The sequence below is a fragment of the Pedobacter frigiditerrae genome, assembly GCF_004331645.1.
Lineage (GTDB): Bacteria > Bacteroidota > Bacteroidia > Sphingobacteriales > Sphingobacteriaceae > Pedobacter > Pedobacter frigiditerrae.
In genome coordinates, this window is record NZ_SJSK01000008.1 from 55,489 (window position 1) to 69,245 (window position 13,757).

Annotated in this window: 10 protein-coding genes; 3 read left to right on the forward strand and 7 right to left on the reverse strand. The window is 34.8% G+C overall.

Features of this window, described 5'->3' with window-relative positions; translation table 11 throughout:
• Positions 1 to 42 precede the first annotated feature (42 nt).
• The 3 genes from EZ428_RS22250 to EZ428_RS22260 all read left to right on the forward strand — a co-directional run bounded on the left by EZ428_RS22250 (position 43) and on the right by EZ428_RS22260 (position 3,618).
• Positions 43 to 1,527, forward strand: a complete 1,485-nt coding sequence (locus EZ428_RS22250) for an amino acid permease (protein WP_131555557.1) — start codon at positions 43 to 45, stop codon at positions 1,525 to 1,527.
• A gap of 119 nt (positions 1,528 to 1,646) precedes the next feature.
• Positions 1,647 to 2,966 (forward strand): porin, encoded by a 1,320-nt coding sequence (locus EZ428_RS22255; protein ID WP_131555558.1) that lies wholly within the window; start codon positions 1,647 to 1,649, stop codon positions 2,964 to 2,966.
• A 70-nt stretch (positions 2,967 to 3,036) separates the two neighbouring features.
• Positions 3,037 to 3,618 carry a MarC family protein gene (locus tag EZ428_RS22260; RefSeq protein ID WP_131555559.1) on the forward strand — a complete coding sequence of 194 codons (582 nt, stop codon included), beginning with the start codon at positions 3,037 to 3,039 and terminating at the stop codon, positions 3,616 to 3,618.
• Positions 3,619 to 3,808: 190 nt separating this feature from the next.
• On the opposite strand, the gene EZ428_RS22265 is transcribed toward EZ428_RS22260, so the two are convergent.
• From EZ428_RS22265 to EZ428_RS22295, 7 genes are all read right to left on the reverse strand, one after another.
• Complete coding sequence (locus tag EZ428_RS22265; protein WP_131555560.1) at positions 3,809 to 5,902, reverse strand: CehA/McbA family metallohydrolase domain-containing protein; 2,094 nt, start codon at positions 5,900 to 5,902, stop codon at positions 3,809 to 3,811.
• 102 nt (positions 5,903 to 6,004) lie between these two features.
• Complete coding sequence (locus tag EZ428_RS22270; RefSeq protein WP_131555561.1) at positions 6,005 to 7,192, reverse strand: RsmB/NOP family class I SAM-dependent RNA methyltransferase; 1,188 nt, start codon at positions 7,190 to 7,192, stop codon at positions 6,005 to 6,007.
• 31 nt (positions 7,193 to 7,223) lie between these two features.
• The gene (locus EZ428_RS22275; protein ID WP_131555562.1) at positions 7,224 to 8,441 is read right to left on the reverse strand and encodes a type 1 periplasmic-binding domain-containing protein; all 1,218 of its coding nucleotides are present in this window, start codon (positions 8,439 to 8,441) and stop codon (positions 7,224 to 7,226) included.
• A 74-nt stretch (positions 8,442 to 8,515) separates the two neighbouring features.
• Positions 8,516 to 10,042, reverse strand: a complete 1,527-nt coding sequence (gene guaA / locus EZ428_RS22280; protein WP_131555563.1) for a glutamine-hydrolyzing GMP synthase — start codon at positions 10,040 to 10,042, stop codon at positions 8,516 to 8,518.
• Between the two features lie 303 nt (positions 10,043 to 10,345).
• Positions 10,346 to 10,807: a deoxycytidylate deaminase gene (locus EZ428_RS22285; protein WP_131555564.1), complete on the reverse strand. Its 462-nt coding sequence runs from the start codon at positions 10,805 to 10,807 to the stop codon at positions 10,346 to 10,348.
• Positions 10,808 to 10,814: 7 nt separating this feature from the next.
• Entirely contained in the window at positions 10,815 to 12,158 is a 1,344-nt protein-coding gene (locus EZ428_RS22290) for a sugar MFS transporter (protein WP_131555565.1), read from the reverse strand.
• A gap of 141 nt (positions 12,159 to 12,299) precedes the next feature.
• On the reverse strand, positions 12,300 to 13,733 hold the full coding sequence (locus EZ428_RS22295; RefSeq protein WP_131555566.1) for an MFS transporter: 1,434 nt from the start codon (positions 13,731 to 13,733) through the stop codon (positions 12,300 to 12,302).
• Between the last annotated feature and the right edge of the window lie 24 nt (positions 13,734 to 13,757).

Sequence of the window (13,757 nt, forward strand, 5' to 3'; positions counted from 1 at the left end):
TAGGTTTGGGATTGAATTTTAAAACTAAACAAAAACTAACACATGAGTTTATTTATTAAAAAACCTATGCACTTATTGCTTGAAGAAGCAGGTGAGTCGGGTAAAGGTTTAAAACGGACTTTAAGTGCTGGTGCTTTAGTTGCTTTAGGTATTGGAGCAATTATTGGAGCAGGCTTATTTGTACGTACTGCTGCAGCGGCAGCCCAAAATGCTGGTCCATCTGTAACAATTGGTTTTATCATTGCCGCTATAGGTTGTGCTTTAGCTGGTTTATGTTATGCAGAATTATCTTCTTCTATTCCAATTTCTGGTAGTGCATACACTTATACTTATGCTACCATGGGCGAGTTAATGGCTTGGGTAATTGGATGGGATTTAGTACTTGAATATGCAGTTGGTGCTGCAACAGTAGGTATCGCTTGGAGCGAATACTTAAATAAACTCTTGGTCGAAGTATTACATGTATCTCCCATACCGTATGAATGGTGTCACTCACCATTTCAAACACATGCTGAAGGTACAGTAAGTGGAATTATGAATGTTCCTGCGCTATTCATTGTTGTTTTATTAAGCTTATTATTAATTAAAGGAACGTCAGAATCAGCATTTGTAAATGGTATTATCGTTATTACTAAAGTAGCGATTGTAATATTAATCATCATTTTAGGATGGGGTTTTATCAATGCTCAAAATCACGTTCCTTACATTCCAGAGGCTACTACATATGTAGATCACGCTGGTGTAAGTCATAGTTACGGCGGAATCATGGGTATTCTCGGGGCCGCCGGCACAGTGTTCTTTGCTTTTATTGGCTTTGATGCTGTAAGTACTGCTGCACAAGAAACTAAAAACCCTAAAACGGCAATGCCAATTGGAATTTTAGGCTCGTTAGCTGTTTGTACTGTTCTTTATATCTTATTTGCTCATGTATTAACAGGAATGGCTCCAGTAGATTTCTTTAGAACTAAAGGAGGTGAAGCATCTGTTGTGGCAGCAATTATCGATTACATGCCTGGTTATGGTTGGTTAGCAAAATTAGTTACAGTGGCTATTTTAGCTGGCTTCTCATCAGTTATCTTGGTAATGCTTTTAGGTCAGAGTCGTGTATTTTACTCAATGAGTAAAGATGGTTTATTACCTAAAATGTTTAGCGAATTACACCCTAAATATCAAACTCCATACAAAGCAAACTTATTTATATTAGTTTTAGTAGGCTTATTTGCTGGCTTTATTCCTGGAGATATTGTAGGTGACATGACTAGTATTGGTACTTTATTTGCCTTTATGTTAGTTTGTATTGCAGTAATTATCTTAAGAAAAACTGACCCAGATTTGCCTCGTCAATTTAAAACTCCTTGGGTACCATTTGTACCTATTTTAGGTGTTTTAGTATGTGGAGCAATGATATTTGGTTTAGGCTGGACTAACTGGTTAAGATTATTCGGTTGGTTAGCTTTAGGCTTTATCATTTACTTTGGCTATAGCAAAAGAAACTCATACTTAAATAATCCTAATAGACCACGTTAAGATTCTTTATAAATAACAAAAAAGCCTCCTGATATTTAATCGGGGGGCTTCTTTGTTTAAAACCTGAACATCTCCCCCCTACTTTACAAATAAAAATTACCTTTGCACAAAAAAATAAAATGAAGATTTTGAAAGGTTATTTACTAATTGCACCTCTACTTTTAATTAGCAATATCTCACTTGCACAAAGAAACATTAATGATATACTTGATTCTACAACAGTAAATAACCTTTTGATTATTTCGAAAAAATACGGTTCTGTATCATTCAGCGGATATATGCAACCTCAATTTCAATATGCACAATCTAAAGGAACTGCAGCAGAGTTTCAAGGAGGCAACTTTGGTGATAATGCAGATAATAGGTTCAGGTTAAGAAGAGGAAGATTAAGAGCAGATTATAGCTTATTAAATGACGATGGCACGCCATCAACCTATTTTGTATTTCAATTTGATGGAACCGAACAAGGCGTAAATGTTAGGGATTTTTGGGGCAGGTATTATGAACATCATTTTCAACTATTCTCTTTTACTGCTGGTTTAGCCGGTAGGCCATTTGGCAATGAGCTACAATTATCATCTTCATCTAGAGAAGCGCCAGAACGTGGCAGAATGTCTCAAACGTTGATGAAAACAGAAAGAGATTTAGGAGTCATGATTAGTTTTAATCCTCGTAAAAAAACAGCAAAGCTTAAAAATATACAATTTGATTTAGGGATTTATAATGGGCAAGGTTTATCGGGCCCTCAAGAATTTGACAATAGTAAAGATTTTGTTTTAAGGCTAAGTCATAAAAGTTATGCCTTTAAAAAATTGCCGCTAAATATTTCTGGCGGATTTAGCGCATTATTAGGTGGATTGAATCATCAATTACCTGTAAAGTATGAAATGCAAAAGGTGAATAATACTTGGGTCATGGCAAAAGATTCTTCTATCACAAACATTAATAAAATTGCCCCTAGAAAATATTATGGTGCAGATATTCAATTATCAACCAAAAAGAAAAGTTGGAAATCCGAACTGAGAGCTGAGTTCATTAAAGGTCTACAAACCGGAACGTCCACAAATAGCAGCACACCTAATACAGTTCCAGTTGATAAAAACACTACTAAATTGCCTTATTACACCAGAAGCTTTAATGGAGCTTATTTAACTTTTGTACAAACCTTAAATAGTACGGATAATCAATTGATCTTTAAATATGATTGGTATGACCCGAATACAAAAGTTAAAGGAATTCAAATCAATACCGCAAATAAATTCTCCGCTGCCGATGTTCGTTTTGATACATTTGGCTTTGGCTTTCTCCATCATTTTAACCCCCATTTAAAGGCTGTTATTTATTATGATGTGATTAGAAATGAAAAAACGAAATTGCTAAATTTTGATAAGGATATAAAAGATAACGTGTTAACGATTAGAACTCAATTCTATTTCTAATTATATTTTAATATTCATTTAAATTAAGTTCAATTTAATTAATTTAACTTTGTTGTAAACCCTCCCTATTATGGAACATTTACAATTTAGTTTCAGTGAAATACTATCAACCACGATGGTGCTTTTTGCCATTATTGATATATTAGGCTCTATTCCAATCATTATCGAGTTAAGAAGAAAGGCGGGGCATATCCAGTCTGAAAAAGCTGCAATTGTAGCAACAGGGTTGATGATTATATTCCTATTTGCTGGAAAAACCTTGTTAAATGTGATTGGTGTTGATGTATCCTCATTCGCAATAGCAGGTTCATTTGTAATTTTTGCCATTGCGATGGAAATGGTCTTAGGGTTAAGTATCTTTAAACATGATGCAGATAGTTCTGCAGCAACATCTATTGTTCCATTGGCTTTTCCCTTAATTGCTGGTGCAGGTACAATGACAACTTTATTATCCCTAAAGACGGAGTATGCTACACAAAACATAATTGTGGGCATTATCTTGAATATGCTTTTTGTTTATTTTGTATTGAAGAACACTAATAGACTAGAGAAGTTGCTGGGAAAAACTGGATTGAACATCTTAAGAAAGGCTTTTGGGATAATTCTTCTAGCCATTGCAATTAAATTGTTTAGGTCAAATACTGGATTGTAACAAAATTTCGTTAAATTAGTCATATAGATAATTAACAAGGTATGAACAACTTTGAGCAATTCACGGTTATAATTGGCGCATTAGCCATTCTTTTCGAAGCCATTAGGCATTTGAAAGGAAAGATTAAGCATTGGCATCACCATTAGTAAATATCTGCTTAGGTTTATCTTTTAATTGCTCAATTCCGGATTTATTTTAGCCAAACCATCTGCGTAAATGCGCCATTCGCTGCTATGTCCCAAGCTTCTATCCTTACCCATTTTCTGTTTACTAGATTTACAGGCCAACTAAAAGATTGTTTACCAAAAGATTGAGTATTATTTAAATTAACCCGATCACGGTATACTTTGTTACCATCACCAGATATAATCTCAACAAAATTTAATGGGAAAGTCCAATTAAGCGTAATCTTAATCGTCGTTTTATCAATTTTATTTAGTTTCAGCGTTTCACCTGCACCTTTTCCGTTAATATTAAAAGAAGGTATTAAAACTTCTCCAGTAGAAACAAAAAATTTTCCGTTACTAATTGCATCTAAAACAGGTTGCCATCCATTTTTATAATTGGGCAATTTGTCCATTTGCAAATAGTTCACATTCAAATGTGCATACATTTCATTCTGATGGGTTACTGTAAAAATATCTGCTTCAGAAATTACGTGTTTTTTAAGACCCCAATTAGCCATATCATCCATTAGGTTAAGTACACGCTTGCTTAATGTAGGTAAGGAAAGATCAGCTGGTATTGGTTTCCACGCTGCCCCTAAAAAAGTTTCTGATTTAAAAAAATCTTCATTTTTATATTTATCTGGATAACCTGTAGAAGCTTTTGTCCTAGCATGTGCTGTCCAGGCCAAGCCCTTTTCTTCTTCAAGCAATTTCAACATTTCTTCTTTATTCCCAATATGATAAACCTTACCGTATTGTGGGTGATTGGCAACAAACGGTGTTTCATTACTCCTAGACATTACCCAATATATTGGTTTTGGAAAAAAAGCTAACCAATGACCACCATAAAAATTATTGGCTTCTTCGCCAGGAAGCAAAAGGAAAGTAGAATCAGAAAGTCTTTTAGATTGATCAAATAGTGTTTTTAACTCTTTAAGACGGATACTATCTGGACCTTTTGGATGCCCTGGCCCATGGAACTCTGCAAGCTTCACGATATCAAGCCCGGCTTTTTTAAAAACATCAACAAATTCAGGATATTCCGGAACAGGTTTACCGCTTAACACCACATCAGATATAAATTCATTATGAAAATGGCTGGCCATGGTTTTATAGCCTTTAAGAGGCACGTACGAATCTCCATTAGTGTATTTTTTCACTTCAGCCAATGTCAAAGCTGCTTTGTTTTCACTAATTAAACAGAAAAAATTTAGTCTTTGCTTGGTTTGTGGAGGAGCATTGAACCATGGCACATAACGTTTATCACCTATTGGATCTTGTCGTATTCCCATACCATAATCAGGAATTAGGTTTAGATAATTTTTCCCTCTCCAAGTAAACTTAAGATTAAAAGCTTCATCTAACGGATAGAAATACTGATGGGGTGCAGGAAAAACAGCTAAACTTCCTCCTCTATTTTCACCTATCACCGTTCGATATTTAACTTCTAAATTCTTACTTACATCATCTACTGAAGTTTTTTCTATTTGAAGCTTATCATGCACATCACCCCATGCAATGTTCTCCCATAATTGCTTTTTATTTACAAGACCTGCATCATACAATATTGCCGTAGAATCATTTTTAGTAGTCATTACAGCGGAAATATTAAACAATGGACTTCCATTATACATCGTGATCTCTAAATATCCTTTAAATGAAGTTGAGCTCATTTCAGAAATCTGCACAATAGTTTGTGAACCTGACGTAAATACCTTGGTTTTTAGTTTATCGAAACTAATAAGATTTGTTGTGTAGGGCCTAGTTGGCACCCTATCAAAAAAAACATCCCAACCCGCACTAGAAGGGCTCAAAGTTCTTTTTCCTACCCTTAAAACAAATACAGGATCTAGGTCTGAAGCAATTTCTTTAAAAGACTTCGTGTTCCCCAGTTGGATACTCTTAAACAAGGGTTTAGCCTTATCAAGATCAAGAATCATTTTCCCATTTCCCGCTCTACCTGCTGGCCAGTTAATTGTTAACCTTTTGTTATCAACACTAACTATAGATCCGTTTTTTTTATATGATTTTAAATCAATTGGAGTTTGTGCCAATACAACAGCGTTTACTCCTAGCAGTATAAAAAGAATTAGGTTTTTGAGAAGATGATTTTGCATGACAAGGGATATATTTGGCTAGTAAATCGATTTACCTTAATCATAAAATTAACAATTAATTTGATTTAAAAGAATTATTAAGGTAGAATATCGATAATATCCTTAAGCTTGATCCTGTAAAGTGAGTTTATTCTTAACCAATCTAGCCACAAACATACTGTCGGCTTTGTTATTATACCCCTTAATCAGTTCCATTCGTTCTACTGTTAAATCAAAATTTTTGATAAGGTAATCTACAACATCTTCATTTTCTGCTTTAAAAACAGAACATGTCATATAAATAAGAGGTTTGCCTAGTTTAAGATACTTGATCACGCTAGCTCCAATTGCTTTTTGAAGCTTTACGTAATTCTCGATTTTGTATTTTTCAAAGAAATTAAGCATTTCTGGCGTTCTTCCCCAAGTTCCTGCGCCAGAACAAGGTGCATCTAATAAAACTCCATCAAATTCATAGTGATGTAAGATTTGGTCATTCTTTTGCAAAAGGTCTATCACTTTTAAATGATACTTTTTAATTCCAGCCAACTGGAAACGCTCTTGTAAATTATTTAAGCTGTTTTCACGTACATCACTAACCAACAGCTCAATTTTTGGCTCTAGGCTATGTAACAATATAGATTTTCCGCCAGATGCGGCACAACAATCCCACCAATAATCATATTTATTAGGTTCAAAATAGGCACCCGTTTTTTGTGAAGAGAAATCCTGTATTTGATAAAGCCTAGCATCACTGATAACTTGCTCTAATTTTGTTCCATTAGGCAAAGCTAAAGTTGTAGGAGATACTTCCTTAAAATCAATATGATTAGCTTTCAACTGATTAATAATAGACTGAATATGAGTTTCCTGTACACGAATAAATAAATCAGGCTGAATAAAGAACGATCTTAAAAATTCTTCCTTATCTATTCCTTCTGAAAGTTCCGCCTCAAAAGTAAAAACTTCTTCTAGTTTAAATGATTGATAAACTTTTTTGATTAATGCTATCTTATCATCAAGCAATAGGTTTACTGACTGCTCTAAATCTGGCAAATAATGAGCAATAACCAAGCTTGTTGTATCGTGGCAAAGAAAATCGGCAACCGCCAATCTTTTCAGCTTATCCACTTTACTTAATGCTTTCCCTAATCTGAAATAACTGTATAAGTATCTTGATGCCCATCTTCTATCAGATGAGCCCATTTGTTTGTTTTGTTTAAAGTAATTAAACAAAAACCGATGAAGTGGCAAAACGCCATCGTAATTATTTAAAACTTGTTCAAAGGCTCTAACCTGGTGCTCTACTCTCATACCCCTAAATCCGCTTCATGCTGACAATAAATTAGTTAATAACACTTAATGTTAAGTTTTTGTACTGCAACAACATTAATTGCTTGTTAAAGTAACCATATTGAGGATTAAAATCAAACTCAAACGTATTATGTAGGCCTTTATATTTTTCCTTAGCAAGAAAATCCAAATAATTTTCGCCATGCTTAGCTAATAGTTTTCCAAAATAAAATCCGATATCAAAACCTTTAAAAGAAAACTCCGAAGGTTCAAAGTGATATTTCCCTCGGTATTTTTTAATAAAATTGATTACTGCGCTACTTTTATAATCAATTACAAAGGATGAACTAATAATGGTATTTAAATCTTGCAGCTGACCAACAACATAGTTCTGTTTACTCCAGTTCGGGTGACCAAATAAATTAATATCATAACCTCCTGTTTTAAGGTTTTTAAGCTTATAAAGTTTATCAATACTTGGCTTTACAAAATCTACGTCAGATGAGCAGATAACTACAGCATACTGTTTTCCTTTAATCATTCTTGTTTCAAAGGCATAGGCAGATGTAAATTCCTGAACGATAAAGGAAGGATGCTTTTGTTTAAAATAATCGCGTATTGGCGCAGCAAATTGTTCATCTGCCGACTTTTTAGGATTTATCAATACGACAATTGTATTTTCACTTTTATAATGTGCAGCAATGTAAGCTACTATTTTCCCACCATGCAGGTTAATGTTGTTTACAATTGATATGAGCTTTGGGTTATTAAAATCGCTAGGTTTTGATGCAGCCAAAGGCGAAACAATAGACAAGTCATTTGCAATAGCATAACTAGTCATGTATTTCATTCCCTCAGGAAAAACAGGGCCAATAATCAGGTTGCTATTTTTTAAAGTTTCTTTTTTTAGTAAAGAAGCAATCTGACTATTTTCATCCCTTGAATCAAAAACGTTTAACTTAAAGTTTAAACCATTTGCAGCAGCAGAGTCTATCCCAAGCATCACGCCTTGGTAAAAATCTAATGCCATATCAGATTTTTCTACTTGAGCTTTTGTAGCAGTCTGTAAGTTAAGTTCGTTTAACTTAAACGGAATAATTAACGAGATATTAGCTTCTGTAAATTTCTTTACAGGTTTATCTACTTTAGTAGCTGGCGTATTGTTAACAACTGGCTTGCTTGGGGTAGTTATAACTTTTGGTGAACAGCCAAAAAAAACCAAGCTCAAAAACATTAATATTCTAAAGCTTGGTTTATTTTTTATATTCATTTGTATTTTATTTATTCTTCTAAACGTCAGATCAATCGGGTTAATCTATAAAAATCCCTTTAAATTTTCTTCAATCATTCCCACTCAATAGTTGCAGGCGGTTTAGAGCTAATATCATAAACAACTCGGTTAATCCCTCTAACCTTATTGATAATCTCATTAGAAATTTTAGCCAGCACATTATATGGTAAGTGACACCAGTCAGCAGTCATTCCATCAACAGATTCAACAGCACGTAAGCATATTACATTTTCGTAAGTACGCTCATCGCCCATTACACCTACAGATTGAACTGGTAAAAAGATTGCTCCTGCTTGCCAAACCTTATCATATAACCCAGCTTCTTTCAAATTGTTTATATAAATTGCATCTGCCTCTTGCAAAATGGCAACTTTCTCGGCAGTTACATCACCTAAAATCCGAATGGCTAAACCCGGACCAGGAAAAGGATGGCGACCTAAAATAAATCCTTCAATTCCTAAACTTTTACCAACTCTTCTTACCTCATCCTTAAATAAAGTATTTAATGGCTCAACAATTTTAAGTTTCATGAAATCTGGCAATCCACCCACATTATGGTGAGATTTAATAGTTGCCGATGGACCTTTAATAGAAACCGATTCAATAATATCAGGATAGATAGTGCCTTGCGCTAACCAAACTACATCTTGAACTTCATGAGCAGCATCATCAAATACTTCAATAAAAACTCTACCTATAGCTTTACGCTTTAATTCTGGGTCTTTCACACCAGCTAACTGACTTAAAAATCTATCTTTTGCATCAATGCCTTTAATGTTTAGGCCCATGTGTTTGTATTGCTCCAAAACACTTTCAAACTCATCTTTACGCAATAAACCGTTATCTACAAAAATGCAATGAAGGTTTTTTCCAATTGCTTTATGCAATAAAATAGCAGCAACACTCGAATCTACACCACCAGATAAACCCAAAACAACTTTATCGTTCCCTAACTTTTCTTTTAAATCGGCAACCGTAGTTTCTACAAAGGCATCTGCTGTCCAATCTTGTGAACAACCACAAATATCTACCAAGAAATTCTCTAATAAGATTTTTCCGTCAGTAGTATGTGTAACCTCCGGGTGAAACTGTATGGCAAAAGTATTGGTACCTTTTACTTGATATCCTGCAACTTTAACATCAGCTGTACTAGCAATAATTTCGAAATGATCAGGCACATTTTTAATCGTATCACCATGGCTCATCCAAACTTGAGAATCGATATTGATGCCTTTGAACAATTTGTTTCCATTATTTACGAAACTCAGATTAGCCCTACCATATTCTCTCGTATTAGATGCCTGAACATCTCCACCACTGTGTTGCGCTATAAATTGAGCTCCATAACAAACAGCCAATAATGGATAAGCTTTAAATAGATTTAAATCTACAAAAGGTGCATCTTCTTGGCGCACAGAATACGGACTACCTGATAAAATAACTCCTTTAACAGTTGAGTCTAATTCGGGAATGTGATTAAATGGGTGGATTTCGCAGTAAACATTAAGTTCGCGAACGCGACGGGCAATAAGCTGTGTAAACTGCGAACCAAAATCGAGAATGATGATTTTTTCTAGCATGTGCAAAGGTAGCTATTTGAAATGAGATGTGAGATATGAGATGTGAGATTTTCACCTATATTTTGAAGCGCTCCAAAGGAGTCCCTTTGGCAAAATAGTAGTCAAAAATTGTCGGTTGTCCGGTTCCAAAGGAACTCATTTGAAGCTAAATGCTTTACTCCTTACAGTAGTGCTCGCTGCAATCTGGGCTATTTAGCAAAACTATGTGCTAAAAACTTAGGCAAAAATGCCAACCTGACAAAAGTCTAGGTTATCAGTCAAGGATTATTTAACTAAAAAATCTGCGAATCTGTGGCTAACTAATTAAACAACACTTTCATGCTGCATCACCTTAACACCGAAACGAACCAAAAAATCTACTCCTTCATCACTAGCCAAGCCTTTATAGGCAGCGTAAGAATCCTTAAAATAAACTTTCTTAATCCCTGAAGATAAAATTAGCCTTGCGCAAGCTATGCAAGGCGATAGTGTTGTATATAGAGTAGAGCCTTCTATTTTAGACCCATTTTTAATGGCATATAAAATAGCATTTTCCTCAGCATGCAATGCTAAAGAGCAACTCCCTTTGCTATCTCTTGCACATCCATTTTCTGGCCATTCTTCATCGCAGTTATGTGTACCAGCCGGCGGACCATTATAACCAATAGATATGATTCGTGTATCCTTAGTTAAAACGGCACCAACGTGCGCTCGCACACAATGCGAGCGTCCAGCTAAATCTATAGCCAAATTCATGAAAATATTGGCAAAGGATGGTTTAGTCATCTATATTCTAATTTTTTTTCTCTATATGAAGGTTTTTTAAACCAACTTTATGTCCTGAAATAGCAAAGTATAAAATAAACAGGTAACATGGCATCATGCTAATGAAAAACGATAATTGGAAATTAACATGTAATTCATCTTTTAAATAGCCATATAAAAGAGGCCAGATTGCACCGCCCGCAATACCCATAATCATGATTGCTGAACCTGTTTTAGTAAATTTACCCAAGCCCTTAATTCCCAAAGGAAAAATAGCTGGCCACATTAATGAGTTAGCTAAACCTAATAAGGCCACAAATATAACCGAAGTATAACCGTGTGTAGCAAAAGCGCCCAAGGTAAATGCTAGTCCTAAAATTGCACATATTTTTAAAGCTGCCTGCTGACTGATATATTTTGGAATTGTAAAAACTCCTATTACATAACCCACCAACATACTGGCTAAAGTAAGTGTAGTGTAATACAATGGAACACTTAATGAATCGGTTATTTTAATAGTAGTAATAAATAAGTTTAGGTTAAACTCTTTGGCATAAACACCAATGATATCTCCAGCCATTACCTCAGCTGCTACATAAACAAATATGCAAAAGGCACCTAAGAATAAGTGCGGAAATTGGAAGATACTTGTTTTTGCTGTATGCGATGCATCATCTGCAATTACCTCTTCTTTATCTACATCAACCTCCGGTAAATTAGAAAAACGGATAAATATGGCAAATATCACAAATACGATAGCCAAGGTAATGTAAGGTGTGTGTACACGCCCTAAAACCTCAGTTAACAATGCATCTTTTTCTGACGCAGTTGTTGCAACATCTGCCAATTTTTTTGTGATAGCTTCTGAGTTCTTTAAAAAAATTGAACCCATTATAATCGGTACGATTATACCTGCAAACTTATTGCAAAGCCCCATGATACTAATTCGTTTAGCAGCACTTTCTATTGGACCAATAATGCTGATATAAGGATTTGATGCTGTCTGCAACAACGCTAAAGCTGCTCCCTGAATAAATATACCAGTTAAGAATAAACCATAACTCTTACTATCTGCTGCAGGTATAAAAATCAATGAACCTAAGCCTAAAATTACTAAACCCAATATAATTCCATTTCTGAAACCAACTTTCTTAAGTATCCATGAAGATGGTAAAGCCAACACAAAATAGGCCATATAAGAAGCAAAGGTCACAAAAAACGCTTCTAAATCTGTTTTTAGGTTACAGGCTATTTTTAAGAATGGTATTAATGTACTATTTGCCCAGGTTACAAAGCCAAAAATGAAGAATAATGCACCAATGGTAGCAATTGCCTTGTAGTTATTCTGAGATTGAGTTGTTGATTTGGCCATTTTTTAGTTTAGGTTTAAATTTTATCTAACATAAGAAAAAATAAAAGGCATTTAAAAATTAAAAACTGCGCAAACGTTTGATTAAAGGCAAAAAAAAGAGCACCGATATAAATCGGGGCTCTAAATAAAATATCTTTCGGTTTAATGTCCTCCAGAAATTTTTTGGTCGAAATCTATTCCTTGTGCTTTTAGTATACTACTTGCTTTCCAAGCATAAAAAACCAGATAAGCAAAACATAAAACCCCAACAACATAACTATATTGTATACCAATATACCCCGCAACCAAACCTTGTAACGGACTTATCAAAGCTCCCCCACAGATCATCATAATTAAGAAGCTACTACCCTGACTGGTATTTTTACCTAATCCACTTACTGCCAACGTGAAAATACATGGCCATAAAGTACTGCAGAATAACCCAACACTTGTAAAGGCATAAACACTTACCATCCCTTCTGTAAACATACCTACAAGTAAAGCCAAAATACCTACACCAGAGAAAATAAGCAACATACGAGCAGGATTACCTTTACTTGCCATATCTGCAATAATTAACACAAGAATGATTACAGCATAAACATAAAATGGTGCTAAATCATGTTTTGCTATTGCGTTTACTAATAAGAAAACACCAAACGCTAAATATGGGGCAATAAACCTTAATACTTTTTGTAAACTAATGTTATCAGTAAAGGCTTCAACCGCACCTGTCCAGCGGCCAATCATCATACTTGCCCAATATAATGAAATGTACGGGGCAATATCTTTTGTCGAGAAACCTAAATCTTTTATCATATATTCAGGTAGATTACTAGCAGTTGATACCTCAACACCTACATAAACAAAGATGGCAATCATTCCCAATACCAATTGAGGATAAGCTAGGGCTGAACCTTTTTTTCCACCCTCTTTCTGGTCAGCTTCTATTAATGCTGGCTTATCTGGCAGTGATGAGAATTTTAATAATATTGCTACAACTAAAAATGCAGCTCCTAAAATTAGATAAGGGATTTTAACACTTTGTATATCTAGTGTTGTATTGCCACTGGTGGCAGTTCCAAAGATGGCAAAGCTCACAATTAACGGACCAATGGTTGTACCAAAATTATTGATACCACCAGCTAAGGTCAAACGTTGTGAACCTGTTTTTATAGGCCCCAAGGCAATTGCCAACGGATTTGCTACTGTTTGCTGCAATGAAAAACCTAATGCTACTATAAATAAACCAGAAAGCATAAGGGTAAATGACCCATTATTTGCTGCTGGATAAAACAATAAGGTTCCTAGGGCCGAAATACCTAAGCCTAAAGCCAAGCTATTTTTATAGCCAATTTTATTAATTAAATCGGTTTTCATGATTGCTGAAATACCAATTAAAATAAGCGAACCAACAGTATAGGCGATATAGAAGGCAAACGACACTAACTGGCTTTCAAATTGAGAAAGTTTAAAAGCTTCTTTGAAAACTGGTATAAGAATATCATTACTTGCGGCTACGAAGCCCCAAAAGAAGAAAACAGTTGCTAAAGGGATAAATTGTGCCCAATTGGTTTTGGCATTTTGTGAACTCATTTTTTAAATTTTGGTTTTTAGTTC

What these genes read in the sequence shown, in the direction of transcription:
- EZ428_RS22250 (WP_131555557.1), top strand. Translation starts at nt 43, where the DNA reads ATGAGTTTATTTATTAAAAAACCTATGCACTTATTGCTTGAAGAAGCA.
- EZ428_RS22255 (WP_131555558.1), top strand. Translation starts at nt 1,647, where the DNA reads ATGAAGATTTTGAAAGGTTATTTACTAATTGCACCTCTACTTTTAATT.
- EZ428_RS22260 (WP_131555559.1), top strand. Translation starts at nt 3,037, where the DNA reads ATGGAACATTTACAATTTAGTTTCAGTGAAATACTATCAACCACGATG.
- EZ428_RS22265 (WP_131555560.1), bottom strand. Translation starts at nt 5,902, where the DNA reads ATGCAAAATCATCTTCTCAAAAACCTAATTCTTTTTATACTGCTAGGA.
- EZ428_RS22270 (WP_131555561.1), bottom strand. Translation starts at nt 7,192, where the DNA reads ATGAGAGTAGAGCACCAGGTTAGAGCCTTTGAACAAGTTTTAAATAAT.
- EZ428_RS22275 (WP_131555562.1), bottom strand. Translation starts at nt 8,441, where the DNA reads ATGAATATAAAAAATAAACCAAGCTTTAGAATATTAATGTTTTTGAGC.
- guaA (WP_131555563.1), bottom strand. Translation starts at nt 10,042, where the DNA reads ATGCTAGAAAAAATCATCATTCTCGATTTTGGTTCGCAGTTTACACAG.
- EZ428_RS22285 (WP_131555564.1), bottom strand. Translation starts at nt 10,807, where the DNA reads ATGACTAAACCATCCTTTGCCAATATTTTCATGAATTTGGCTATAGAT.
- EZ428_RS22290 (WP_131555565.1), bottom strand. Translation starts at nt 12,158, where the DNA reads ATGGCCAAATCAACAACTCAATCTCAGAATAACTACAAGGCAATTGCT.
- EZ428_RS22295 (WP_131555566.1), bottom strand. Translation starts at nt 13,733, where the DNA reads ATGAGTTCACAAAATGCCAAAACCAATTGGGCACAATTTATCCCTTTA.